This window comes from uncultured Cedecea sp., assembly GCF_947498825.1.
Classification (GTDB): Bacteria; Pseudomonadota; Gammaproteobacteria; order Enterobacterales; family Enterobacteriaceae; genus JGM124.
In genome coordinates this window covers 57,421-81,603 of sequence record NZ_CANMLV010000008.1, presented here as the reverse complement: position 1 = coordinate 81,603, position 24,183 = coordinate 57,421, and the positions used below count along the sequence as shown (strand labels likewise).

General features: G+C 47.2%; 24 protein-coding genes, 1 pseudogene and 1 riboswitch. Of the genes and pseudogenes, 12 read left to right on the top strand and 13 right to left on the bottom strand.

What is annotated here, in order from left to right; all coding sequences use genetic code 11:
- The first annotated feature begins 253 nt into the window (after positions 1-253).
- Positions 254-478 (top strand): hypothetical protein, encoded by a 225-nt coding sequence (locus tag Q1A40_RS11070; protein ID WP_300000102.1) that lies wholly within the window; start codon positions 254-256, stop codon positions 476-478.
- A 74-nt stretch (positions 479-552) separates the two neighbouring features.
- On the opposite strand, the gene Q1A40_RS11065 is transcribed toward Q1A40_RS11070, so the two are convergent.
- Positions 553-1,062: a TIGR00645 family protein gene (locus Q1A40_RS11065; RefSeq protein WP_300000100.1), complete on the bottom strand. Its 510-nt coding sequence runs from the start codon at positions 1,060-1,062 to the stop codon at positions 553-555.
- 437 nt (positions 1,063-1,499) lie between these two features.
- Here Q1A40_RS11065 and Q1A40_RS11060 point away from each other — a divergent pair, with 437 nt between their 5' ends.
- Positions 1,500-1,871 carry a lysozyme inhibitor LprI family protein gene (locus tag Q1A40_RS11060; RefSeq protein ID WP_300000098.1) on the top strand — a complete coding sequence of 124 codons (372 nt, stop codon included), beginning with the start codon at positions 1,500-1,502 and terminating at the stop codon, positions 1,869-1,871.
- A 121-nt stretch (positions 1,872-1,992) separates the two neighbouring features.
- Here Q1A40_RS11060 and Q1A40_RS11055 read toward each other — a convergent pair whose 3' ends face one another.
- On the bottom strand, positions 1,993-2,481 hold the full coding sequence (locus tag Q1A40_RS11055) for a hypothetical protein (RefSeq protein WP_300000096.1): 489 nt from the start codon (positions 2,479-2,481) through the stop codon (positions 1,993-1,995).
- A gap of 439 nt (positions 2,482-2,920) precedes the next feature.
- On the opposite strand from Q1A40_RS11055, the gene Q1A40_RS11050 reads away from it, so the two are divergent.
- Complete coding sequence (locus tag Q1A40_RS11050; protein ID WP_300000094.1) at positions 2,921-3,130, top strand: YdgH/BhsA/McbA-like domain containing protein; 210 nt, start codon at positions 2,921-2,923, stop codon at positions 3,128-3,130.
- 213 nt (positions 3,131-3,343) lie between these two features.
- Positions 3,344-3,553, top strand: coding sequence for a YdgH/BhsA/McbA-like domain containing protein (locus Q1A40_RS11045; RefSeq protein ID WP_300000092.1), 210 nt, complete (start codon positions 3,344-3,346; stop codon positions 3,551-3,553).
- Between the two features lie 105 nt (positions 3,554-3,658).
- Here Q1A40_RS11045 and thiQ read toward each other — a convergent pair whose 3' ends face one another.
- The 4 genes from thiQ to sgrR all read right to left on the bottom strand — a co-directional run bounded on the left by thiQ (position 3,659) and on the right by sgrR (position 8,741).
- Positions 3,659-4,360 (bottom strand): thiamine ABC transporter ATP-binding protein ThiQ, encoded by a 702-nt coding sequence (gene thiQ, locus Q1A40_RS11040; RefSeq protein ID WP_300000091.1) that lies wholly within the window; start codon positions 4,358-4,360, stop codon positions 3,659-3,661.
- Positions 4,344-5,954 (bottom strand): thiamine/thiamine pyrophosphate ABC transporter permease ThiP, encoded by a 1,611-nt coding sequence (thiP, locus tag Q1A40_RS11035; protein WP_300000089.1) that lies wholly within the window; start codon positions 5,952-5,954, stop codon positions 4,344-4,346. Before thiP ends, thiQ begins: the two co-directional genes overlap by 17 nt.
- A complete protein-coding gene (thiB, locus tag Q1A40_RS11030; RefSeq protein WP_300000087.1) occupies positions 5,930-6,913 on the bottom strand; it encodes a thiamine ABC transporter substrate binding subunit in 984 nt (327 codons plus the stop codon). The genes thiP and thiB overlap by 25 nt, the downstream gene beginning before the upstream one ends.
- 32 nt (positions 6,914-6,945) lie before the next feature.
- A riboswitch (TPP riboswitch) is annotated at positions 6,946-7,047 on the bottom strand.
- 35 nt (positions 7,048-7,082) lie between these two features.
- A complete protein-coding gene (sgrR, locus tag Q1A40_RS11025; protein WP_300000085.1) occupies positions 7,083-8,741 on the bottom strand; it encodes an HTH-type transcriptional regulator SgrR in 1,659 nt (552 codons plus the stop codon).
- Between the two features lie 87 nt (positions 8,742-8,828).
- Between sgrR and sgrT the strand changes: the two genes are divergently transcribed.
- Both sgrT and Q1A40_RS11015 read left to right on the top strand, forming a co-directional pair.
- Positions 8,829-9,008, top strand: coding sequence for a glucose uptake inhibitor SgrT (gene sgrT, locus Q1A40_RS11020; protein WP_300000083.1), 180 nt, complete (start codon positions 8,829-8,831; stop codon positions 9,006-9,008).
- A 113-nt stretch (positions 9,009-9,121) separates the two neighbouring features.
- Complete coding sequence (locus Q1A40_RS11015; protein WP_300000082.1) at positions 9,122-10,300, top strand: MFS transporter; 1,179 nt, start codon at positions 9,122-9,124, stop codon at positions 10,298-10,300.
- 54 nt (positions 10,301-10,354) lie between these two features.
- On the opposite strand, the gene leuD is transcribed toward Q1A40_RS11015, so the two are convergent.
- The 5 genes from leuD to leuL form a co-directional block, all read right to left on the bottom strand.
- Complete coding sequence (gene leuD, locus Q1A40_RS11010; protein ID WP_300000081.1) at positions 10,355-10,960, bottom strand: 3-isopropylmalate dehydratase small subunit; 606 nt, start codon at positions 10,958-10,960, stop codon at positions 10,355-10,357.
- Between the two features lie 11 nt (positions 10,961-10,971).
- Positions 10,972-12,372: a 3-isopropylmalate dehydratase large subunit gene (gene leuC, locus Q1A40_RS11005; RefSeq protein WP_300000080.1), complete on the bottom strand. Its 1,401-nt coding sequence runs from the start codon at positions 12,370-12,372 to the stop codon at positions 10,972-10,974.
- A 2-nt stretch (positions 12,373-12,374) separates the two neighbouring features.
- Positions 12,375-13,466, bottom strand: a complete 1,092-nt coding sequence (gene leuB, locus Q1A40_RS11000; RefSeq protein ID WP_300000079.1) for a 3-isopropylmalate dehydrogenase — start codon at positions 13,464-13,466, stop codon at positions 12,375-12,377.
- On the bottom strand, positions 13,466-15,043 hold the full coding sequence (gene leuA / locus Q1A40_RS10995) for a 2-isopropylmalate synthase (protein WP_300000077.1): 1,578 nt from the start codon (positions 15,041-15,043) through the stop codon (positions 13,466-13,468). Before leuA ends, leuB begins: the two co-directional genes overlap by 1 nt.
- Positions 15,044-15,131: 88 nt before the next feature.
- Entirely contained in the window at positions 15,132-15,215 is an 84-nt protein-coding gene (gene leuL, locus Q1A40_RS23180; RefSeq protein ID WP_367275743.1) for a leu operon leader peptide, read from the bottom strand.
- A gap of 703 nt (positions 15,216-15,918) precedes the next feature.
- Between leuL and ilvI the strand changes: the two genes are divergently transcribed.
- On the top strand, positions 15,919-17,646 hold the full coding sequence (ilvI, locus tag Q1A40_RS10990; RefSeq protein ID WP_300000197.1) for an acetolactate synthase 3 large subunit: 1,728 nt from the start codon (positions 15,919-15,921) through the stop codon (positions 17,644-17,646).
- Positions 17,646-18,137 (top strand): acetolactate synthase small subunit, encoded by a 492-nt coding sequence (gene ilvN / locus Q1A40_RS10985; protein WP_300000195.1) that lies wholly within the window; start codon positions 17,646-17,648, stop codon positions 18,135-18,137. The genes ilvI and ilvN overlap by 1 nt, the downstream gene beginning before the upstream one ends.
- Before the next feature lie 154 nt (positions 18,138-18,291).
- On the opposite strand, the gene Q1A40_RS10980 is transcribed toward ilvN, so the two are convergent.
- Complete coding sequence (locus tag Q1A40_RS10980) at positions 18,292-19,173, bottom strand: LysR family transcriptional regulator (protein WP_300000075.1); 882 nt, start codon at positions 19,171-19,173, stop codon at positions 18,292-18,294.
- A gap of 120 nt (positions 19,174-19,293) precedes the next feature.
- Here Q1A40_RS10980 and Q1A40_RS10975 point away from each other — a divergent pair, with 120 nt between their 5' ends.
- Genes Q1A40_RS10975 through Q1A40_RS10965 form a run of 3 tightly spaced genes read left to right on the top strand, consistent with a single transcriptional unit; the run spans position 19,294 to position 21,889 of the window.
- The gene (locus Q1A40_RS10975) at positions 19,294-19,518 is read left to right on the top strand and encodes a hypothetical protein (RefSeq protein WP_300000073.1); all 225 of its coding nucleotides are present in this window, start codon (positions 19,294-19,296) and stop codon (positions 19,516-19,518) included.
- Complete coding sequence (locus Q1A40_RS10970) at positions 19,512-21,203, top strand: carbamoyltransferase C-terminal domain-containing protein (RefSeq protein ID WP_300000071.1); 1,692 nt, start codon at positions 19,512-19,514, stop codon at positions 21,201-21,203. Before Q1A40_RS10975 ends, Q1A40_RS10970 begins: the two co-directional genes overlap by 7 nt.
- On the top strand, positions 21,200-21,889 hold the full coding sequence (locus Q1A40_RS10965; RefSeq protein ID WP_300000069.1) for an HAD family phosphatase: 690 nt from the start codon (positions 21,200-21,202) through the stop codon (positions 21,887-21,889). Before Q1A40_RS10970 ends, Q1A40_RS10965 begins: the two co-directional genes overlap by 4 nt.
- A 65-nt stretch (positions 21,890-21,954) precedes the next feature.
- On the opposite strand, the gene Q1A40_RS10960 is transcribed toward Q1A40_RS10965, so the two are convergent.
- Positions 21,955-22,644: a substrate-binding domain-containing protein gene (locus Q1A40_RS10960; protein WP_300000067.1), complete on the bottom strand. Its 690-nt coding sequence runs from the start codon at positions 22,642-22,644 to the stop codon at positions 21,955-21,957.
- Here Q1A40_RS10960 and ascB point away from each other — a divergent pair.
- Positions 22,601-24,018 (top strand): annotated as a pseudogene (gene ascB, locus Q1A40_RS10955) (6-phospho-beta-glucosidase). The gene Q1A40_RS10960 and the pseudogene ascB overlap by 44 nt on opposite strands.
- Positions 24,019-24,183 lie beyond the last annotated feature (165 nt).

The following is a 24,183-nucleotide window of genomic DNA, read 5'->3' as shown; positions in this document are numbered from 1 at the left end:
ATACCCTAAATTATTTATTTATATTTTTCGCTTTAATTTTTGACTGTGTCATTGGGGCTCTCGTAAAAGCATTCAAACTCAGCGATATTCGGATAAAATCTGCTTCTTAGTCGTCAAATGGCTCCCATTCCATACCCAAGATAATTCGAGCAGCACGCAGCCAACGTACAGGTAACTTGCAGTATAACAGGCGGGGATATGGGCGGAATAAATCAAGGTTGATGTATTTCGATAATTGAAAAGGAAGAAAATTATGATCAGAGCTTTTTTAATTTCAGGCTTCTTTTTACTCTCAGGATGTTCGTCGTTGTTTGAATCGGAAAGTGAACGACTTGAGCGTTGCCAGAATAAAGGAATCACCCGTGATATGTGCTATCAACAAGACAGAGCAGATGCGCGTGCCGTTCTGAACAGGCAAAGTCGTGTTAAGAGCCAGCATGAGAAAGAGGTGCTGAGTAAAATTGGCATCGAAGAATAATCGCCAAGGCCTTGGTCATCTATTCGGTGAGGGAGCCGCTACGCTCCCTGAGGTATACCTGTGGATGAAAACCGCTAAGAAGCCGCTGCTTTTTTTTCCAGCCGGGACATCCTGTCCAGATAGCCCATTACCAGAGCGGACAGCACAAAGGTCAAATGGATGATGACATACCACATCAGCTTATTGTCCGGGACATTACGCGCGTCCATAAACACCCGAAGCAGATGGATAGATGAAATAGCAACAATAGAGGCTGCCACTTTGTTCTTCAGTGAACCTGCATCCATTTTTCCCAGCCAGCTCAGTTTTTCTCTTCCTTCATTAATATCCAAAGTAGAGACAAAGTTTTCATAGCCAGACAGCATCACCATTACCAGCAGCCCACCGACCAGGGTCATATCAATCAGCGAGAGCAGCACTAAAACCAGATCCGCTTCGGCAATGCTCAGAATATTCGGCAGAAGATGGAAAACCTCCTGGAAAAATTTGATGGCCAGAGCCAGTAACCCAAGGGATAAACCGAGGTAAACAGGTGCCAGTAACCAGCGGGAAGAGTACATCAGATTTTCTATAAAACGTTCCATAACTCACGACATAAAGGGCAGATTATCGGCAGATAATAACCAAAAAAATCGCCGAGTGTTAATCAATTATCAACGAAAACTGTACATAAAACAGCCTGTCGAAAAAACAAAGTGTCTACTGTAAATGATTGTATTTTTGGGTAAGGGAAGCGGGCTGATTCACCTGTAGAGACTGCGATTGTCAGCGCATTCTGACAAACTGATGGTATATCAAGCTGTCTGGATATTGCCGCTGTAAGCGCTGCAGAATCACAGAGTCTGTCTATGCTTCTTGTTTGTCAAAGTTTTGTGCATAGAAGCTGCCCGAATTATTTTATGTGTATAACAAATTGAATTTTAATGGTTATTTTGATGGGTGTTCTGCCGTTATCAGCACGTTATGATAAATCGATGGTATAATTTTTCCTGGTATTCAATAAAAAATAACAGGGATAAAAATGAAAAAAATTCTATTGGCAGGTGCGTTATGTTTATTTGCTAGCACGCCGGTGCTGGCGATGAGCTGTGATAATCCAATTAATGCGTACGACAGAACCTATTGTGCTGCATCAGAGATGATTCAGCTCGACCAGAATCTCAACCAGCAATATAGCAAGACCATGAAGGCATTAACCAAGGAGCAGTCTGCTTTGGTTAAGAAAGCACAGATCAAATGGATCCGTGAGCGTGATAACGATTGCTCATCAGATGGCTCCATCGGTGTGGTCTGTGTGAATGATAAAATGAAAAGCAGAATTGCTACTCTTAGCCAGATTGAAAGAGAGTGCAAGGCATCCGGTTGTACCAATGCCCTGCTGAGTAAAGACTGAACCTGAATCGTTTATGTCATGACGGTAAGACCATAAACCCAGCCCCTTGCTGGTATTGGGGGCTGGATGAGTGGGTATCATTCACTCAGAGAGGGGGATTAGCGCGGATTATGCCTGCTGATTAAACCGATTTGATATTTCTGGCAACAGGAATGGGGTGTGGCCGTGGAATATCGTAATCAGGAAATAGTGAATGCCGCTGTGTGATATTACTGGCAACAGGAATGGGATGTGGCCGTGGAATATCATAATCATCAGAACTAGAATGTGGGCGTGGGATATCGTGATCGACAGATATTGAATGCAACAACGGAATGTCATTGTCGACTCTTGGAAATCGAACATTAGGCGGGTTTGAATCGAGTATCTGCATTGCTTTGACTTGCTTTTGGTATTCCTCCATATCGATATTTTTAAAACGTTTCCATAAATCTGAACGCTCTTTCGCCGTCATGCTGGCCTTTGCTTTATCACGTTTTACCGGATGAATATGTTGCTTACTTGAGCAAGTCACCTGGTAGCCATGGATTTGATGCTGTGGGGGATATATCAAGGCATAAATGTCGAATTGTACAAGGTGAGGTATTGATAGTCTTAAAGGTTCGAACATGACCACTTCCTGTGTTTTGCAATGTGTTAACTGTTTTTACCCGCCATGTTTCAAGGTGTCTGTGCTCTGACTGCATTCAACCCGAATTATTTTTGGCATAGTTGAAGCGGGATTATAGGGAATGAATCATCCATTCAGCATATGAAAAACGCTGAAAAATAGAGGGTTAAAGTCAACTGACAGTGGGTTCAGACGTAGCTCTTATCCTGTATTGGTCCTTCAAGCTGCCGGAATGCACGAATTTCAATAACGCCCGTACTCTGTAAAATTCCTGGGTTTTCATATTATTTTCTTATCTGTACAATCAACCAGATAGTGTCTTTATGTGATGTATGTCACATAAAAAGCACTTATTGTTAATTTGCTAATAGTAACTATGGTTATCATTATTCCATCGAAAGCGAGCACGCTTTCCACCTGTAAATGAAGGAATAAGACCATGAAAAATATCAAAACTTTAGTTGCTGTTGCCGCGCTTTCTCTGATGTCTGCAGGTGCCTTTGCACAAAGTATCAGCGTGACTTCATCCACAATCGATAGCGCAGAAGCGAAAATCGCTGCCAAAGCCGCTGAGCAAGGCGCGAACTACTCTATCACCAGCGCTATCGTCAATAACCGTGTGCATATGACCGCAAACCTGAGCAAATAAGCAGAGCCTCAGAAAGAACATCAGTATATCGATAAATAAAAAGCCTCATGATGAGGCTTTTTCAGTTTATGGCGCTGCAGTATTTATCATTCTATTTTTTTGAATGAAATGAGCAAATAGTTCTGATTTCATTCAACGGTACAGCCCGCTATTATTTATCACATCAGGCCGATAACGCCGTTTAATGAATAATGCCACCCAAGGAATACGACCATGAAAACCATCAAAACTTTAGTTGCTGTTGCTGCTCTTTCTCTGATGTCTGCAGGTGCTTTTGCACAAAGTATTAGCGTGACTGCATCGACAATCGACAGTGCAGAAGCGAAAGTTGCCGCCAAAGCTGCTGAGCAAGGTGCGAACTACTCTATCACCAGCGCTGTCGTCAATAACCGTGTTCATATGACCGCAAACTTGAGCAAATAACACCGTCGTTCTATTGAACGATCCAGACAGTAAAAGCCTCTTAATGAGGCTTTTACTGCTTATAACGTTGCTCTTTGTGGGCGGCACAGTGGTAATACAATTCCGTTAATCGAGAGCGATTCCCAGAAGGGTTGCCGCTTCTGTTTCTCCGCGTAGTAGCATCTCGGTCTTTCCATCCCAGACAATTCGTCCATCGGCGATCACCAGACTGCGTTCGGCAATGCGAGCGGCATCTTCAGTGCTGTGAGATACCATTAGCAGCGTCAGTTGTTGCTCCTGACATAAGGTGTCCAGCAGAAATAACATTTCCTGGCGCAGAGCCGGGTCGAGGGCAGAGAAGGGTTCATCCAGTAGCAGAATTGGTTGCTGGCGGACAAGGCAGCGGGCCAGAGCGACACGCTGACGCTGGCCTCCGGAAAGCTGAACGGGCAGTCTCTCCAGCATCGTCTGGATCCCCATTTTTTCGGCAATCTGTAACAGGCGACTTTGCTGTTCGGCATTCATTTTCATTCCCGGATGAATACCCAGGGCAATATTCTGTTTTACCGTCAGATGGCTGAACAGATTATTTTCCTGAAACAGCATTGAGACGGGGCGTACTGAGGGAGGAGTAAAGGTATGCTCTTGTCCGTTCAGGGTGATAGTCCCTTGGGCGGGGGGCAGAAAGCCGGCAACCAGATTTAATAAAGTGCTTTTTCCGGCACCACTCGGCCCAAGAATGGCTATCCGCTCTCCACGCACAGCTTCAAAAGAGAAACGCATCGGCAGATGATGATACAGCCAGGTGACATCAGTCAGAGTTATCATGGCGTCCGGGGATTCTCTCAATCAACGTAAAAAGTAAAAAACACAGTAATAACAGAATTAGTGCGGTAGCGGCACCATCGTTGCTACGATAGGAACCGATTTGCTGGTACAACAAAAATGGCAGGGTACGAAAATCTTCATTCCCGAATAAGGCTACGGCACCAAAATCACCAATGGAGAGCACGCAGGCAAATGCCAGAGCCTGGGCGATGGGGACCTTTAGCGCACGCAACTCAATAAATCTCAGGCGATTGATTCCCTGGATATCCAGCGACTGGCAGAGCCTGCCATAACGATCGGCAATATCACGCATCGGATTATCCAGCACTTTTATCGCATAGGGAATCGCCATCAGCGCATTGGTAAAAATCACTACGCCATCAGCAGACTGAGGTAAACCCACGGTGCTGTTCAGTAGTAAAAAAAAGCCGGTTGCGAGGACAATGCCCGGCATCGCGAGGATCAGCATGCCGCTGATTTCGAGAGCCTGTCCGGCAAAAAAACGCTGGCGCAGGCGAAGCTCGCGTGAGCTCCAGAGCAGCATTAATGTCAGACAAACACTGATTAATCCCGCGGCAAGGGCAATGCGTAGTGATGTGGATAAAGCCTGCCATAGAATGGGTTGGTAAAGCAGTGAACTCAGGGTGCTGTTGATCCCGTCAATCATCACTGCCAGCAGCGGGGGGAGCAGTAATAGTAGCGCCAGGATTATCAGAAGAGCGTCACTGAATTTTGCAAACCTTGTATCCTGAGGATCTCGCCAGCCGCTTCCCTGGCTGACACCGACCGAAATCGCCTTGCTGAAACGCTGACTCAGTAATACTAGTCCGAGGCAGCAGACCATCTGTACCAGAGCCAGCAATGCGGCCTGGCCGGGCTGATAGTCATAACTCAAGGCCTGATAAATAGCCAGTTCAATGGTGGTTGCTTGCGGCCCACCTCCCAGCGATAATACTGTCGCGAAGCTGGCGAAACAGAGCATAAAAATCAGCGAGCCGACCGGTAAAATTTGCCGCCGTAACCAAGGCCATTCAATAAAACGAAAGAAATTCCAGCCCTGAATATTCAGCTGAGCAGCCAGTTGACGTTGTTCTGAGGGAATATTTTCCAGCACCTGTAGCAGTAGTCGGGTTGCCATCGGCAGATTAAAAAAGACGTGTGCCAGCAAAATGCCTTGCAAGCCATAAGGCGAAAAAGTCCACTCAATACCGAGCCAGTTCGAGAAACTTGCCAGCCAGCCTTCACGACCATAGATGGTTAAAATACCAAACACCGCGACCAGTACCGGTAATACCAGCGTCATAGCGCACAGCCGCAGTAAAGCCATGCGACCTGGAAAGCGGCGTCGGTACAGGGCACGGGCGAGGAAAATCGCCGGGATAACTGAAAATAGCGCAGACAAAAATGCCTGCCAGAACGAGAAGCGCAAGACGTGCCATAAGTAGCTGTCTTGCACCATCGCCAGAACGTCGGTATGTGGGGCGTTAAACCACAGTGCCAGAAACGCTGCCAGAGCAATGGCTACCACCAGTGTGGCAGCCAAGAGTCCGGGACAGAGCCAGCCTGGGATTAGTGGCTGACGGCGCGTTGCCATTGGCTAATCCAGTTCGCACGTTCTGTGGCAACGCGTTGTGGGCTAAATTCCAGCGTTGATTCAGGTTTGACCAGCTGATCAAAGCCTGCCGGTAAGGGCACATTGGTGACCGGATACATCCAGTTGCCGGTGGCAATTTTATCCTGGAAGTCAGGTGAAATCATAAAACGCAGAAATTGTTGTGCCAGTTCAGGCTGTTTGCTGCTGGCAAGCTGACCGGCAACTTCGACTTGCAGATAGTGCCCGTCACTGAAATTTGCGGCGGCGTAGTTATCTTTCTTCTCTTCAATAATGTGGTAAGCCGGAGAAGTGGTGTAGCTCATCACCAAATCTGCTTCACCTTTCAGGAACAGGCCATAAGCTTCACTCCAGCCCTTGGTGACGGTGACGGTTTTTTTCGCCAAATTCTGCCAGGCTTGTGGTGCATTATCGCCATATACTTTCTGCATCCACAGTAACAGGCCCAATCCTGGGGTGCTGGTACGCGGATCCTGATAAATGACTTTCCATTTTTCGTCACTTTCTACCAGTTCTTTCAGACTTTTTGGCGGATTTTTCAGTTTGTTTTTATCATAGACAAAAGCAAAATAGCCGTAATCGTAAGGAATAAACGTGCTGTTGTCCCAGCCGCCCGGAATCGTCAGTCCACTGATATCCACATTGGACGGGGCAAACAGTTTAGTTTGCGAGGCGGCATCCACCAGATTGTTATCCAGGCCAAGAATAACATCGGCTTTACTGTTTTTACCTTCCATTCGCAGACGATTAAGCAGTGAAACTGCATCTTCCAGTGCGACAAAGTTGAGCTCACAGTCGCACTGTGCCTCAAAGGCTTTTTTTATCGCAGGTCCAGGCCCCCAGTCGGCAGCAAAGGAGTCATAGGTATAAACGGTTAATGTCGGTTTAGCGAAAGCAGGAATGGCAACGATTGCCAGCAGTGGGAGTAACTTTTTGAACACTTTGCACCTCAATTTAAATGAGGCAAAGGAATTGAGTGAACAGTCTCAAATCCCTTCGCCGGCGTTATCCGGATCAGGTTCGACGGGTATTTTCTCAGCGCGGACAATCTGTCCTGGCACCCCGTTGAGCTGGCAGTATTCTACTGATTTCTATTGTATTACGGAAGTGTTAAGGATCGGGCGGCGCAAACCAGGCGGATTTAAAATCAAACCAACCCAAGGTATTCACTCTCATACCTCGCATACTACGCTGACCCTCAATACGCAGCCAGTGGTGGATCAGCGGAAGAATTTCCATTTTATCAGCCCGTTTCTGATACCACTGATTAAGCGCTAACGTGTTGTTACGCCAGCATTCGGCATCTTTCTGCCAGTCAACGGACAGGCATTTCTGTAGTAACGGTACTTCATATATCTTGGCAAACAGCGAATAGTCGAGGGGGAGGGTATAGTTAACGCTGTTCAACCAGAGATCGCTCAACTTATCGCCTTCAAACCACTCATCGTAAGTAATAATCTGTTCAATCAGTTGTACACCCTGTTCGGCCAGTAAGGTTGCCATAATACGGCTGATCGCCTGATGTTCTGAGTGAGAGTCATGCCAGGTCAGGAGCAGGCTGGTCAGCCCTGCGGGCTTTGGTGGGATCGGTTTTTGGGGAGTATGATGCCAGCTTGGTAACATACCGTAAGCCGGGAACCAGTGCTGTTGATTCGCCTGCGCTGCCCGATAGAGTAAATTTATCGGCGAGAGAATATAACTCACCCACTGGCGTAATGCCGGATCGGCGGCCTTTGGCGAACGTTTATCAAATAACAGGTAGTAGCAGCCTTCTTCAAGACGACTTTCAATCGCTTTTTCGCTGTCAGGCATACCCTGAAGATGCAAGGCACAGGTTGAGTCCTCGCCGATTTCCGGCAGAACCCAAAAGTTAACCTCGTCGATTAATGCCCGAAAACCAAAATAATCATCAAAAGCATGAATTTTTAACTGGTTCTTGTTATTGAGCGCTACGGCATAGGGGCCACTGCCGATAGGCTGGCGGGCGAAATTGTCTATTGTCGGCCACTCTTGCGGCAGGATCATCGCGTTAACACTGCCCAGTAACCAGGGTAGCCATTGGTCCTCACCGCTCAGATGAATATCCAGTGTCCAGGCGGTCGGGGAATCGATATAAATAATATGGCTGAACAGTGGCAAAGTATTAATACGCTGCAGTGAACTGATGATATCTGACATCTCCATCTCGCGGCCGTGATGAAAATGAATGCCTGGGCGAATATAAAAACGCCAGTGCAAGGTTGAAATTTTTTGCCAGTGATGGGCAATATCGGCAGTGAGTTCCCCATTTTCCTCATTTATGCTGGTCAGGCCGCTAAATATTTGCCGCACTATATGGGTTTCTGAGCGTCGCAGTGCCGTTCCGGGTAGAAGATTCAGCAGAGGGCGATAATAAAGCACCCGCAAAATATGTCTTCCTTGGCGAAAACTCCGTCCAAGGTGAGAGACCAGCATTTGCCGTACCGTATCCTTATCTCCGATAATCTGTACTAATTGCTCAATACTGTCCTGCTCCAGTAGGTCCTGTGTACGTTCCTGTTGCAGTGCCTGCGCGCTGTAAAGGAACTTGAGCTGTGAACGCTTGCCGCGTCCGACTTCCGTTTTCCAGTCAAGCCAGCCTTTAGCTTGCATCCCGTTCAGCAAGGTTCGCATATGACGGCGCGAGCAGTTAAGTTTCTCTGCCAGTTCCTCAAGGGTCGTTTCTTGCGTCATACCCTTACAGGTTTGCCACAAACGAATAAAGTGCTGCTGTAAACGGGACGATGCCATAAAAGAGGAACTCCTCTGGAAAACTCATCAATTTATCTTTCCTCATATTACGCCAATAATGGATCCCGATGAAGTGAGGAGGGGACGATGAAACGGTTATTGACTGCGCAATTTTATCAACAGTATTTTGCAGCAACCCAAAAGGATTGTGCTGAAGGGCTTGCTCGCCTGACAGCAGAGCAAAAACTCGAGATGCTCGAAAACTTGATGCAGTGGGATGTGAATTCCAGAACCGATGAAAGCCACGACTTGCCGACTCAAGTGTGACTGAGTTTTGATGCATTGCATCTGCCAGCAGTAGTTTACTGCTGGCTTTTTTCGTGAGTAATTTACACAATAAGCACCCTGAATTATCGCCTCTCTCGCTTCTAAGGAACCTTATGTTTTGGCTTTTAACCTTCATCCGTCGCATGAATCCCGTGTATGCCGCTTTTATGGTAGTGGCTTTTATGATGGGGATTGCTGGCGCTTTGCAGGCTCCAACACTGAGTCTCTTTCTGACGCGTGAAGTTGAAGTTCAACCGCTCTGGGTCGGACTGTTTTATACCGTCAATGCGGTGGTCGGTATTATTGTCAGCCTGCTTCTGGCTAAGCGTTCCGATGCGAGGGGGGACAGACGAAAACTGATTATGTTGTGCTGTCTGATGGCCATCGCTAACTGCATATTATTTGCCTTTAACCGTCACTACCTGACGCTCATTACCCTTGGCGTACTGTTTGCCGCGCTGGCCAATACGGCAATGCCACAACTGTTTGCGCTGGCGCGTGAATACGCTGACCGCTCGGCCACGGAAGTGGTGATGTTCAGCTCTGTTATGCGTGCCCAGCTTTCTCTGGCCTGGGTTATTGGACCTCCGCTTTCCTTTATGCTGGCGCTGAAATATGGCTTTACCGTCATGTTTCTTTGTGCGGCGGCAATGTTTATTATTTCGCTTTTAGTGATTATCTTTGCACTGCCCTCTGTTTCGCGAAACGTGGCGCCTGCGAGTGTGGCCATCACTGAAGTCAGTGGCTGGAAAGACAGTCATGTCCGTATGCTGTTTATCGCCTCGATGCTGATGTGGACCTGCAATACCATGTATATCATCGATATGCCGCTCTGGATAAGCCAGGATCTGGGGCTTTCGGATGACTGGGCCGGTTGGTTAATGGGCAGTGCTGCGGCACTGGAAATTCCGATAATGATCCTTGCAGGTCATTACGTGAAACGTTTTGGTAAACGAAAAATTATGATGCTGGCGGTCTCTGCGGGAGTCATGTTTTATGTGGGGCTGATTTTGTTCCATAGCGTTACTGCGTTACTGATATTGCAGCTATTTAATGCGGTGTTTATCGGAATTATTGCCGGAATAGGTATGCTGTGGTTCCAGGACTTGATGCCGGGGAAGGCGGGCTCAGCGACCACGTTATTTACTAATAGTATTTCAACCGGCGTGATTCTGGCGGGGATATTACAGGGGGCTCTGGCGCAAAACTTCGGTCATTCTGTCGTCTATTGGGGGATAGCGCTGTTATCGATTATTGCACTGTATTTGATTGGCCGGGTAAAAGATATCTAGGGTTTGTTAATAAATCAGGTTGCCTGAAAGATTCGGGCAACCTGTAGTGGGCAATTACTGCATAAATGCCGGTAATTGCTGCTCGTAACGGGAAATTTCAGTTTCGTGCTGCAGCGTCAGGCCAATACTGTCCAGGCCGTTAAGCATACAGTGACGACGGAATGCGTCGATAGTGAAATGATAAGTCTGGTCGCCCGCCTGAACGGTACCAGCCTCCAGATCCACGACAAAACTCATGCCCTGATTCTGTGCAACCCGTTTGAACAGGTTGTCGATATCCGCATCATTCAATGTCACAGGCAGTAACTGATTATTAAAGGCATTGCCGTAGAAAATATCGGCAAAGCTAGGTGCAATCACCACTTTAAAACCGTAGTCCGTTAATGCCCATGGTGCGTGTTCACGAGACGAACCACAGCCAAAGTTTTCGCGCGCTAACAGAATCGACGCCCCTTTATACTGAGGAAAGTTCAGTACAAAATTCGGGTCCGGCTGCTGGCCGGCATCGTCCAGGAAACGCCAGTCATTAAACAGGTGAGCACCAAAACCGGTACGGGTCACTTTCTGTAAAAACTGCTTCGGTATAATGGCGTCAGTATCGACGTTCGCTAAGTCTAACGGAACGACCAGGCCGGTATGTTGGATAAATTTCTCTGCCATGGTAGTGCCTCTTATTTCAATGTACGGATATCAGCGAAATGACCAGAAACCGCAGCTGCGGCAGCCATTGCCGGGCTCACCAGGTGGGTGCGTCCACCGCGGCCCTGACGTCCTTCAAAATTACGGTTACTGGTAGATGCACAACGTTCGCCAGGATTCAGGCGATCATTGTTCATGGCCAGACACATGGAGCAGCCAGGCAAGCGCCATTCAAAACCGGCCTCAATGAAGATCTTATCCAGACCTTCTTCTTCAGCCTGAGCTTTGACCGGACCGGAGCCAGGTACCACCATCGCCAGTACGCCAGGAGCGACTTTGCGGCCTTTGGCAATTTCTGCTGCGGCACGTAAGTCTTCAATACGTGAGTTGGTGCAGGAACCAATAAAGACTTTATCAATCGCGACATCAGTCAGCGGGACGCCAGGCGTCAGACCCATATAGGCCAGCGCTTTTTCTGCAGAGGCACGTTCAACAGGATCGCTGAAGGCTGCAGGATTAGGGATAAGGTCGGTAACCGAAATCACCTGGCCTGGGTTAGTTCCCCAAGTGACCTGCGGTGCAATTTCTGCGGCATTTAAGGTGACGATGCTATCAAACTGGGCATCATCGTCACTTCTGAAGGTTTTCCAGTAGGCAACGGCTTCATCCCAGTCCGCACCCTTAGGTGCGTGCAGACGACCTTTGACGTAATCAAAGGTGGTTTCATCCGGCGCCACTAAACCTGCCTTGGCACCCATTTCAATTGCCATATTACAGACTGTCATGCGGCCTTCCATGCTTAATGCACGAATCGCGTCACCGCTGAATTCCACCACATATCCAGTGCCGCCAGCGCTGCCGGTTTTACCGATGATCGCCAGTACGATATCTTTGGCAGTAATGCCAGGAGCAGCAACCCCATTAACTTCAATTTTCATGGTTTTGGCACGCCCCTGCTTCAGAGTCTGGGTTGCCAGCACATGCTCAACTTCAGAGGTACCGATACCAAAAGCCAGTGCGCCAAAAGCACCGTGGGTGGCGGTGTGGGAGTCTCCGCAGACAATTGTCATACCCGGCAAAGTAATACCTTGCTCTGGCCCCATAACATGCACGATCCCTTGGAAAGGGTGATTCAGGTCATACAGCTCGACACCAAAGGCTTTACAGTTTTTGATAAGCTCCTGCATCTGGATACGTGCCATTTCACCAGAAGCATTAATGTCTTTGGTCTGTGTGGAGACATTATGATCCATGGTAGCGAAGGTTTTTGATGGCTGACGTACTTGGCGGCCATGGGCACGCAGGCCATCAAATGCCTGCGGGGAGGTCACTTCATGCACCAGGTGTCTGTCGATATACAACAGCGGTGTCTCTTCTGGTGCTTCGTACACCACGTGAGCATCGTATAATTTCTGATATAAGGTCTTAGCCATAATTACTTTCCTTCAGCGATATAACGCGCAATGATATCGCCCATTTCACTGGTACTGATTGCATTCCCCTCACGGGCTAAATCACCGGTACGGTGACCTTCTTCCAGGGCACGATTGATTGCGGCTTCGATAGCCAGAGCAGCATCTTCAGCCTCAAGGCTGTAGCGCAGCAGCAGTGCCAGAGACAGGATCTGTGCGATTGGGTTAGCAATATTTTTGCCTGCAATATCAGGCGCTGAACCGCCAGCAGGCTCATACAGGCCAAAGCCTTCTTCATTCAGGCTTGCTGAAGGCAGCATGCCCATAGAGCCGGTTATCATGGCGCATTCGTCAGACAAAATATCACCGAACAGGTTAGAGCACAGTAATACATCGAACTGTGAAGGGTCTTTAATCAACTGCATGGTGGCATTGTCGATATACATATGAGACAGCGCAACGTCCGGGTACTCTTTAGCAATCTCATTAACCACTTCACGCCACAGCAGCGAAGTTTGCAGCACGTTGGCTTTATCAATTGAGGTGACTTTGTTGCGGCGTTTACGCGCAGATTCAAAAGCGATACGGGCAATACGCTCGATTTCAAAGCGATGATAGACTTCGGTATCAAACGCTTTTTCTTGCGCGCCGCTACCCTCACGTCCTTTTGGCTGACCGAAGTAGATACCGCCGGTCAGTTCACGAACGCATAAAATATCAAAGCCATTTGCGGCGATATCTGCGCGCAGCGGGCAGAATGCTTCCAGACCCTGGTACAAGCGAGCCGGACGCAAGTTACTGAACAGTTTAAAATGTTTACGCAATGGCAACAGTGCGCCGCGCTCAGGTTGCTCGGCAGGAGGCAAATGTTCCCATTTTGGACCGCCGACGGAACCAAATAAGACGGCATCAGCTTCTTCACATCCGATTACGGTAGCTGCTGGCAGTGGAGTACCGTGCAGATCGATTGCCGCACCGCCCACATCATAAGTACTGGTGGTAATACTCAGTGAGAAACGCTGACGGACAGCATCCAGTACTTTCAGGGCTTGGGCCATTACTTCCGGACCAATACCGTCACCCGGTAAAACGGCAATTTGATAGTTTTTAGACATTACACTGTTTCCTGATTTTGTTCTGTATTCTGTTGTTGAGCTTTGCGTTGTAATTCTTGTTCTACTTTTCTGGCGCGCCAGATATTGTTAAGAACATTGATCATTGCCTGAGCGGATGATTCGACAATGTCGGTTGCCAGTCCGATACCATGGAAATTACGGCCATTATAGGTAGCGACAATATCTACCTGACCGAGAGCGTTCTCACCATGGCCTTTGGCTTTTAAGGTATATTTCGCCAGCTCAATGTTGTAATCAGTTATCCGATTAATCGCCTGATACACGGCATCAACCGGACCATTACCATTTGCTGCTTCACTGACCACTTTTTCTCCACAAACCAGTCTGACTGAAGCCATGGCATTATCATTAGAGGCTGACTGTACGCTGAAGTAATCCAGACGGAAATGTTCAGGCTCTTCCTGCTGTTTATTGATAAAGGCCAGAGCTTCCAGGTCGTAGTCAAAAACCTGACCTTTTTTATCTGCCAGTTTCAAGAAGGCGGTGTACAGATTATCCAGATTATAGTCGTTTTCTTTATAACCCATTTCATCCATACGGTGTTTCACTGCCGCACGACCTGAACGAGAGGTCAGGTTCAATTGTATCTGATTCAGGCCAATAGACTCAGGGGTCATTATTTCGTAGTTTTCACGATTTTTCAGCACGCCATCCTGGTGAATACCGGATGAATGCGCAAATGCCCCTGTGCCCACTACCGCTTTGTTCGCAGGGATTGGCATATTACAAATCTGGCTGACCGCCTGGCTGGTACGCCAGATTTCCTGGTGATTAATATTCGTATGCAAGTTCATAATGTCCTTGCGTACTTTGATGGCCATAATCACTTCTTCCAGTGAACAGTTACCTGCGCGCTCACCAATTCCGTTCAATGTCCCTTCAACCTGACGGGCGCCAGCATGAACAGCAGCAATCGCATTGCCCACCGCCAGGCCTAAGTCATCATGGGTGTGAACCGATATAATGGCTTTATCGATATTAGGCACACGCTCATACAAGCCGGTTATCAGGCTGGCAAATTCAAACGGCATGGTGTAGCCAACGGTATCGGGAATGTTGATGGTCGTCGCACCGGCATCAATAGCGGCTTCGACCATACGTGCTAAGTCAGCAATGGGAGTACGGCCCGCATCCTCACAAGAGAATTCAACATCGTCAGTGTAGTTACGGGCGCGTTTGACCATATAGACTGCGCGCTCGATAACTTCATCCAGCGTGCTGCGCAACTTGGTGGCGATATGCATCGGCGAAGAGGCGATAAAGGTATGAATACGGAAAGCTTCTGCGACTTTCAATGATTCAGCGGCAACATCGATATCCTTTTCAACACAGCGCGCCAGGGCGCAAACGCGGCTATTTTTGATGTTTTTGGCAATGGTCTGGACTGACTCAAAATCGCCAGGAGAAGAGACCGGGAAACCCACCTCCATCACATCTACGCCCATACGTTCCAGCGCCATAGCGATTTGCAATTTTTCCTTTACGCTCAAACTCGCCTGTAAGGCCTGTTCCCCGTCACGTAAGGTGGTATCAAAAATAATGACTTGCTCGCTCATGGTGTCGTCCTTTTTCTGTCTGGTTGCCTTATCCGCGGGCATAAAAAAACCCGCGTTTGGCGCGGGTTTTTTTGTCTGTTGGCTTAAATCAATGCTGATTGCTGCCCACCAGTCTACCGCGCAAATGAGATGCGTTTAGTAGTAGACCGAGTAGGCGGACAGTGCGAATCATCATTCAAGCCCCAAGTAATTCTTAAGTTACGTTAATTGGTACTTGATTTGCAGGGTTATGTCAACTCTCAATTGAATAATGACCAGGGGTATATAAGGGGGCGTTACGGTGAAATACACTACAAAACGGCTAGTTAGAGAAATAATAAGCCAGTGATTAATTCGATGCTTTTCTGAGCCAGTGGTCGTTTTGATTTATGGGGAATAAAATCAGCCCCTGAGAAAGAACGCTTCCTGGATAACATCGTGGGGAAAAAAACGGCAGATGCGAGGTTATTGTAGTGAATCAGACTTGCTCCTTCAGGACGCTAATTCGGCATTTTCTGCTGTCGCATTTTATTTTTTCTGTCAGGATTGTTTATACTTCCAGTGAATAAGTGGTCAATCCGCTTTGATTTATTCACTTGCTGAGATATTAATTTAACAGCGTGAAAACAATTGGCAGATAATTCTGTATTGAGACAGTTTTATAGCGAGCAGGGCAAATGACCATCTGTTGTCTGTCCTGTGCTGTGTTTGCCTGACCTGGCCTGAGCGGTTATGTTAGTCGGACTACGATTAATATAGCCAAAATAATTCGAATGCCTACAGGTAATTTGAAGTATGGCGGGTATAAAATGAACATGTCATACACAATGGGTGGCAACGACAACGTAGAACATTATTCTACGTACAGTCATCAACGTGAGCCTGGAGGCAAACCAATGGAGATGTTGTCAGGAGCCGAAATGGTCGTCAGATCGTTAATCGATCAGGGCGTAAAGCAAGTATTCGGCTATCCGGGAGGCGCAGTACTCGATATTTATGATGCGCTTCATACCATGGGCGGAATTGATCATGTGCTTGTCCGCCATGAACAAGCCGCTGTGCATATGGCTGATGGTCTGGCACGTGCTACCGGGGAAACCGGTGTGGTACTGGTCACCTCAGGTCCAGGTGCAACTAACGCTATTACAGGTATTGCTACCGCCTATATGGACTCCATTCCGATGGTGGTATTGTCCGGCCAGGTCGCAACCTCTCTGATTGGATACGATGCCTTCCAGGAATGCGATATGGTGGGTATTTCTCGCCCTATCGTAAAACACAGCTTCTTGGTTAAGCAGGTTGAAGATGTTCCTGCGGTCATTAAAAAAGCCTTCTGGCTAGCCAGTAGCGGCCGCCCGGGGCCTGTGGTTGTTGATTTACCCAAAGACATCATGAATCCGGCGAATAAGTTCCCGTATATCTGGCCTGAGTCGGTCAGTATGCGTTCTTATAACCCGACGACTCAGGGTCATAAAGGACAGATCAAGCGCGCCATTCATACTTTGTTATCCGCAAAAAAACCGGTGATGTATGTGGGAGGCGGAGCCATTAATTCTGCCTGCGAGGGTGAATTACTGGCTCTTGCTGAAAAACTCAATATTCCAGTGGTTTCTTCGCTGATGGGGCTGGGGGCATTTCCGGCGACCCATAAACAGGCGCTGGGTATGCTCGGTATGCACGGTACCTATGAAGCGAATATGGTGATGCATAACTCTGATGTCATCTTCGCGGTGGGTGTGCGCTTTGACGATCGTACCACCAATAATTTAGCCAAATATTGTCCTGAAGCGACAGTGATACATATCGATATCGATCCGACGTCTATCTCTAAAACCGTGGCGGCAGATATTCCGATCGTCGGTGATGCGAAACAAGCTCTGAATCAAATGCTGGAATTGCTGGGGCAAGACTCGACACCACAGCCTGTTGATGAACTTAACGACTGGTGGCAGCGTATTGAACACTGGCGGGCGCGTAACTGTCTGGCATTTGATACCACCAGCAGTGAAATTAAACCACAAGCGGCGATAGAAACGCTTTATCGGCTGACTAAGGGTGAGGCTTACGTCACTTCTGATGTCGGCCAACACCAGATGTTTGCTGCGCTGTACTATCCGTTTGATAAACCCCGTCGCTGGATAAACTCAGGTGGTCTGGGGACGATGGGCTTTGGTTTGCCGGCGGCGCTGGGTGTTAAAATGGCCCTGCCGGACGAAACTGTGGTGTGTGTAACAGGTGACGGTAGTATTCAGATGAATATTCAGGAACTGTCGACCGCATTGCAATACGGTGTCGCGGTGCTGGTATTGAATCTGAATAACCGCTATCTCGGTATGGTGAAACAATGGCAGGATATGATCTATTCTGGCCGTCACTCTCAGTCTTATATGGAGTCATTACCGAACTTTGTTGCTGTGGCAGAAGCTTACGGACATGTCGGAATTAACATCACCAAACCAGAAGAGCTGGAAAGCAAACTGGCTGAAGCGCTGGAAATTGTGCGCAGCGGTCGTCTGGTATTTGTGGATGTGAAAGTTGATGGCACTGAACACGTTTATCCGATGCAGATCCGCGGTGGCAGCATGGATGAAATGTGGTTAAGCAAAACGGAGAGAACCTCATGATGCGCCGTGTATTATCTGTGTTACTGGAAAACGAATCCGGTGCGTTATCCCGGGTTATCGGCCTGTTCTCACAACGTGGTTATAACATTGAAAGTCTGACGGTGGCGCCAACTGACGATCCAACCCTTTCACGCATGACCATTCAAACGGTCGGTGATGAAAAGGCACTGGAACAGATTGAAAAGCAGCTGCATAAACTGGTTGATGTATTGCGTGTCAGTGAGTTAGGGCAGGGTGCTTTTGTTGAGCGGGAAATTATGCTGGTCAAGGTTCAGGCCAGTGGCTACGGACGCGAAGAGGTGAAGCGTACAGCCGAAATATTCCGCGGACAAATCGTGGACGTTACGCCAACGCTTTATACCGTACAACTGGCAGGCACCAGCGATAAGCTGAACGCGTTTCTTGATACTATTCGTGATGTGGCGAAGATAGTTGAAGTCGCCCGCTCAGGTATCGTCGGCGTTTCGCGTGGCGACAAAATCATGCGTTAAGGCTGTGACTTGAATAATTCGGGTTGCCTGCGGTTTTATCAAATAAGCTGCGGTAACTCGAACTATTTTGAGTCGATATCGGGTCGTGACGCAGACTTGCTGAGCGAGCCTACTGACAGAGCTTCTACATGCATTTTGACGCGACTACCGCCGCTCAGGAAGCAAGGAGCTTCCTGACCATCTGAATAAATAACTCCCGCACAGGATCTTCCAGAGACGAATTCCAAGCCAACCCGACATCCCAGTCGGAATAAGGGCCGTTTAATGGCGTCAGTTCTATATCATTCCCGGCAAACCACTCAGCACTTCGGGGGACTATCGCGACACCAGCGTTAGCTGCTACTAGTGCCATCAGTGTCTGAATATCTCCCGCCCTTTGAACAATATTCGGTATGACGTGGTGAAATTGCAGAAAACGAGAGATCTGACGATCAAGCCCTGTCCCTCTGCTTGGTGTAAGCAATAAGAGTGGTAATGTCGCCAGTAAGTTATTTCCTTCTTCAGCGAGCCGGGCGGATACTAACATCGTTTTCTTTGCTGCCAAGGCCAGAGACTCTGTTTTTAATGAATGCCCAGTTAATGGCGGGTCTACCGGCAGACGTATGAATGCCAGTTGAAGCCGACCGTTCAACAGTTCCTCCTTCTGCTGTCTGGAGGGCATATCTTCCAGACTAATTTCAATCTCGGGATGATGGTGACGGAATTTGGTCACCCATTCGGGTGCTTGTTTAATCCCTGAAATTCCAAACCCAATCGCCAGATGACCTTTTGATCCTCGGGCAACACTGAGGGCATATTCACGATACTCGTGAGTCTGGCAGATAAGCTGGCGAGTTCTGTCCAGCAAGAGTCTGGCTGTATGGGTGATTTTTGCGCCATTACGTCCCCGGGCGAACAGCGTGACACCCAGCTCATTTTCCAGAGCCTGAATTTGTTTGGTCAGAGCTGGCTGGGTGATGAACAGTCTTTGTGCAGCCTCGCGGTAGCTGCCGCATTCAGCAAGCATGACGAAAGCGCGTAACTGGCGGATATCCATTCCACTCCGTTATCAATGACAAAATTTTATTGATTATATTTTCATTGGACTTTGTTTTCTAATCATTTTACTTCCTGAAACAAAAACATGATATCCAGATTTCCCAGAGGCAGAAAATATATGCAGAAAAAATATTTTATTTTTCTTTTGAAAGAAAAGACGGTAACGCCGCAGTCGCTGGAAGAACCCTGTGCCGAAAAGATGATATGCGAGATGCTCAGGCAGCAGTTTTATATTTCACGTATTCATATTGTTGCCGCCACCAGTCAGGAGGCGTTAGAGAAGTATCAGAAATTAACCAAATACTATACCGGTGAATTATCATCGAGGGTTATTTTATGTTGATTCTTGGCGTGACGAATAATGATACCGCGGGCGCGTGTCTGGTTAAAGATACCAGAATCCTTTCGGCAGTACATGAAGAACGTTTTACTCGCGTAAAATGCCATAAGGTCTGGCCGCAACAGTCGATTGATTTTGTGCTTAGAGAAAATAATATCACACTGAATGATATTGATATTGTTGCTTATGGCTGGAAAGCAGGATTTAACGAAGACTATAGCCTGAATCTTTATGTTGAAAGGGTTATCGCTGAATGTGTGCGTAACTTTGATAATGTTGAAATACTGCGAAAGAGGGTAGCTGATGAATTAAATAATGATCGTGAAAAACGTGCAGAGTTTGATCAGTATATATTTTCAAATAATCTGGATACACGTGTCAGGTATATCGATCACCATGATACTCATGCTTGGGGAGCCTGGCTATGCTCTCCATGGAATAATGCTTTGGTTGTCACCAGCGATGGACGAGGTGATTTTCTTTCCTTTACTGTTCGCCATATTGTTGATGGTAATGAATCTGTTTTGCATCGCGAAACGACCATTGACAGTCTGGGATATTTCTACGGCAGAATAACACATCTGCTGGGATTTACCCCTAACCGTCATGAAGGTAAAGTGGCAGGCTTGGCTGCCCATGGCTCGTCGCAGAAAGCGCTGCCATTAATGCGTAAAATGATCGATGTTCATGGCCATCGACTGGTTGCCAATTGTGGTGACTATTATTTGCCCTCCTATCAGGGATATTCTGAAAAACTATTGGAAGAAATACGAAAATACACACCACAAGATATTGCTGCGGCGGCACAATACCATACGGAAAATATCATCTGTAAACTTATCCAACCTTATATCAAAAATCATAAAATCAGGCATATTTGTCTGGCTGGAGGGTTGTTTGGTAATGTTCGGTTAAATCAAAGAATACGAGAATTACCGGGTATTGAAGGTGTTTTTATTCTTCCCTGCATGGGGGATGAGGGGTTGCCCTTGGCTGCTGCGGTAACGGCTGCATGGAGAGAACAGAAAGCGCGTTGCCGGTTAACAGGGATGTCTCTTGGGCCACAATTTAGCGATGCTTATGTGCAGAGTCTTATTGATGTTTCATCAGACCTGCACTGTGAAATTCCGGAAGATATGACGGAGCATATGCTTCATCTTTTGCGGGCTAATACTATTATTGGCGTTGTCCGGGGACCAATGGAGTTTGGTTCTCGGGCATTATGTAATCGTAGTATTATTTATCATGCCCATAATGCGGATATTAATCGCTGGCTCAATAATAAACTTCAGCGCACCGAATTTATGCCTTTTGGCCCTGTAACAACAGAAAATCTGGCCGGTATATGTTTTAAAAACTGGACGTCCGAAGATATTGCCGCTGAATATATGACCATAACATATGTTTGTAAACCTATAATGAAAGAGCGATGCCCTGCTGTGGTTCATATTGATAATACGGCTCGCCCTCAGGTTGTCCGAAATGATAAAGATCCTTTTATGTTCCGATTAATTAATTGCTGGTATGAACTGACAGGGCAACCCTGTCTGGTTAATACATCTTTCAATCGACATGAAGAACCTATTATTAATTCACCACTACAGGCGCTTTCTGTATTACGTCAAGGGATCGTGGATGTGGTGATACTGAATGACAAATATGCCATAACGAGGAAAAATACAGCATGAATACCAGTACAGAGAATTTTACAACATTATTATTTGATTTCGATGGCGTCATTATTGATTCTGATTCAATAATTATTGAAGCATGGAGGATGGCGGCGCAGAAATATGGTTATATCATCAGTGATGAAATGGCAAAGCGTTTTATTATCGGTGCATCACCGGAATTTACACTGGCGATGTTGTTTCCCAGGGAAAATACTCAGCAGCGTAAAATTATTCATCATCTGGTCGATCAATGGGAGGAGAAGGCCGACTATACCCTGATTCCAGGTGTAACAACTTTCCTGGAGGCGTTAAATCGGCATAGTGTCAATATAGGTCTTGTAACCAACAGTTGGCCGAAAAAAATCGACAATATCCTCCGTAGGTATCGACTGGATATGTTTGCACACATTATATCCCGGGATGATGTCACCAAAGGCAAGCCCGATCCCGAACCCTATCTGGCGGCGATCGGCCGATTCGGTAGCCGTGCAGAACAGACTCTGGTTTTTGAAGATTCCTGCAACGGTATTGCCGCAGCGCTTGGGGCTGGAGCGAGATGCATTGCTATAGGTAGCACAGAACAGCAGTATGGTGTGCCTGCTATAGCTGATTTTCGTCAGCTTTTTGTCACCAGTGAAGAACCGGAGTGGCGGTTTTTAGATAGCCCATTCGGTATAAAATTTGTGACCGACAGAAATTGAGTTGCTACTTGATACTCGGGATTGATTGATATTTTTTTCTCTTGTCATCTTTCCCTGGCCAGTAGCTACAACAGTATACTTTTTATCGATTCTCTTGATGCCAGCTCAGAATGAAAGAGAGGGACAGGCGTTATTTTTTTACCTTCCAGCTGAGCAAACATCTGTTCAATGGCTACTTCAAGCATGGCGTTTACCGGCGCTTTGACGCTGGAAAGTGTCGGAGCCAGGTAGGCGGCAGCGGGAATATCATCAAATCCTATAATCGCGACATCTTCGGGAATTTTTTTTCCGGCCTCTGCCAGGCAGCGCATAGCGCCGATAGCCATTTCATCATTTGCCGCGATAACGGCGTCTAAATCGGGTTTTCCGTCGAGGAGATTTTGCATCGCCTGATGGCTACTTTCTATACTCCAGTTTCCTTCCATATACGTGGCATGTTCATTAAGCTGTGCTTCTTGTAATGCTGTCTGGATACCTGCCTGCCGCTGCTTTGCCGTTGGTGAGGTTAAGTTTCCTGATATGACTGCTATCTTTCGGTATCCTGCCGCAATTAAGCGATTTGTAACACGGTAAGCGTCATGCCGATGATCGCAGCATACGGTATGGGCAGGGTGTAACGTTAGTTCCCGATTAATGACCATTATCGGTGTTGTGGTACGTTCGATTAGCGCATCAAGATCTTCGGTCGTTAGATAATGCGAGTAGAGAATAATGGCATCACAGCGCAGACCCGCCAGTAGCGAAATCGCTGCCAATCAGGCTGAGGGTGCATACCGTGAAAATGGAAAAGGCATTGCAACAGTCGATGTGATTCCTTATGGAAAAGAACGCCTTCAAGTGAAACTAGGCGATCAGCAGCCCCGACAATTGATGCCGATGTTTTCTACCCCAGCCATGAGGCGATAGATTTTTATCATCGTTATAAAGAGGATATCGCACTGCTGGCGGAGATGGGGTTTAAAGTCTTTCGTACTTCTATTGCCTGGAGCCGTATTTTCCCACTCGGTGATGAGGCCGAGCCTAATCAAGAAGGGATTCAGTTCTATAAAGATCTGTTTAATGAATGCCGAAAATACAATATTGAGCCATTAGTCACGCTGTGCCATTTTGATATTCCAATGAATTTGGTCGAGAAATACGGTTCATGGAGAAACAGAAAAGTCATCGACTTTTTTATGCGCTATGCCACGACTTGTTTCACTGAATTCAATGGCCTGGTGAAATACTGGCTGACCTTTAATGAGATAAATATCCTGCTGCATATTCCATTTACGGGTGGCGGTTTGATTTTCCAGGACGGGGAAAATAAAGAGCAAGTTAAATATCAGGCAGGTCATCACCAATTGATTGCCAGCGCACTGGCAACGAAAAAGGCGCACGATATTAACCCGAATAATCAGGTGGGTTGCATGCTGGCGGGCGGTGATTTTTACCCTTACTCTTGTGATCCGGAAGATGTCTGGGCTGCGATTGAGAAGAATCGGGAAAACTTACTGTTTATTGATGTTCAAGCGCGTGGTTATTACCCTTCTTATGCCGCGCGTTTTTTCAGTGATAACGACATTCAGATCCAGCAGCAGCCGGAAGATGCAGAGATCCTCAAAAATACCGTTGATTTTGTTTCATTCAGTTACTACGCGTCCCGATGTGCAAAAGCAAAAATGGATGATGAAAACGTCTCGGTGGCAAACCTTATCAATACCGTGCCTAATCCGCATATCAAAACCAGTGAATGGGGATGGGGCATCGATCCTAAAGGATTGCGTATTACCATGAACACCATTTTTGACCGCTACCAGAAACCGTTATTCCTGGTAGAGAATGGGCTGGGTGCAAAAGATGAGCTGACAAGCCAGGGGCAGGTAGAAGATGACTATCGCATTGCTTATTTGCGCAGCCATATTCGCGAAATGGGCGAGGCGATTAAGGACGGCGTTCCTATTATCGGTTATACCACCTGGGGCTGTATTGACCTGGTTTCGGCCTCTACCGGTGAAATGAGCAAGCGCTATGGCTTTATCTACGTCGACAGAAACGATCATGGGCAAGGTACGCTTGCCAGAACACGGAAAAAATCGTTCTACTGGTACCAGAAAGTGATAGCCACCAATGGCGGCGATTTGAGCTAAATTTCGTGATGCCCTGTGAGTAACAGGGCATTATTTTTTCTGGTTGTCAGAAGGCCAATGTCCTAAAAGATGTTTATTCGCTGATTTCTCTATTACGATGCCAGCCATTCTGCTTGAATTATTCTGGGGAGTAATGTAACCATGAGAGTAATATGGATACCACGA

Coding starts and splice junctions, on each gene's coding strand:
- Q1A40_RS11070 (WP_300000102.1), top strand. CDS start 254: ATGATCAGAGCTTTTTTAATTTCAGGCTTCTTTTTACTCTCAGGATGT.
- Q1A40_RS11065 (WP_300000100.1), bottom strand. CDS start 1,062: ATGGAACGTTTTATAGAAAATCTGATGTACTCTTCCCGCTGGTTACTG.
- Q1A40_RS11060 (WP_300000098.1), top strand. CDS start 1,500: ATGAAAAAAATTCTATTGGCAGGTGCGTTATGTTTATTTGCTAGCACG.
- Q1A40_RS11055 (WP_300000096.1), bottom strand. CDS start 2,481: ATGTTCGAACCTTTAAGACTATCAATACCTCACCTTGTACAATTCGAC.
- Q1A40_RS11050 (WP_300000094.1), top strand. CDS start 2,921: ATGAAAAATATCAAAACTTTAGTTGCTGTTGCCGCGCTTTCTCTGATG.
- Q1A40_RS11045 (WP_300000092.1), top strand. CDS start 3,344: ATGAAAACCATCAAAACTTTAGTTGCTGTTGCTGCTCTTTCTCTGATG.
- thiQ (WP_300000091.1), bottom strand. CDS start 4,360: ATGATAACTCTGACTGATGTCACCTGGCTGTATCATCATCTGCCGATG.
- thiP (WP_300000089.1), bottom strand. CDS start 5,954: ATGGCAACGCGCCGTCAGCCACTAATCCCAGGCTGGCTCTGTCCCGGA.
- sgrR (WP_300000085.1), bottom strand. CDS start 8,741: ATGGCATCGTCCCGTTTACAGCAGCACTTTATTCGTTTGTGGCAAACC.
- sgrT (WP_300000083.1), top strand. CDS start 8,829: ATGAAACGGTTATTGACTGCGCAATTTTATCAACAGTATTTTGCAGCA.
- Q1A40_RS11015 (WP_300000082.1), top strand. CDS start 9,122: ATGTTTTGGCTTTTAACCTTCATCCGTCGCATGAATCCCGTGTATGCC.
- leuD (WP_300000081.1), bottom strand. CDS start 10,960: ATGGCAGAGAAATTTATCCAACATACCGGCCTGGTCGTTCCGTTAGAC.
- leuC (WP_300000080.1), bottom strand. CDS start 12,372: ATGGCTAAGACCTTATATCAGAAATTATACGATGCTCACGTGGTGTAC.
- leuB (WP_300000079.1), bottom strand. CDS start 13,466: ATGTCTAAAAACTATCAAATTGCCGTTTTACCGGGTGACGGTATTGGT.
- leuA (WP_300000077.1), bottom strand. CDS start 15,043: ATGAGCGAGCAAGTCATTATTTTTGATACCACCTTACGTGACGGGGAA.
- leuL (WP_367275743.1), bottom strand. CDS start 15,215: ATGATTCGCACTGTCCGCCTACTCGGTCTACTACTAAACGCATCTCAT.
- ilvI (WP_300000197.1), top strand. CDS start 15,919: ATGGAGATGTTGTCAGGAGCCGAAATGGTCGTCAGATCGTTAATCGAT.
- ilvN (WP_300000195.1), top strand. CDS start 17,646: ATGCGCCGTGTATTATCTGTGTTACTGGAAAACGAATCCGGTGCGTTA.
- Q1A40_RS10980 (WP_300000075.1), bottom strand. CDS start 19,173: ATGGATATCCGCCAGTTACGCGCTTTCGTCATGCTTGCTGAATGCGGC.
- Q1A40_RS10975 (WP_300000073.1), top strand. CDS start 19,294: ATGCAGAAAAAATATTTTATTTTTCTTTTGAAAGAAAAGACGGTAACG.
- Q1A40_RS10970 (WP_300000071.1), top strand. CDS start 19,512: ATGTTGATTCTTGGCGTGACGAATAATGATACCGCGGGCGCGTGTCTG.
- Q1A40_RS10965 (WP_300000069.1), top strand. CDS start 21,200: ATGAATACCAGTACAGAGAATTTTACAACATTATTATTTGATTTCGAT.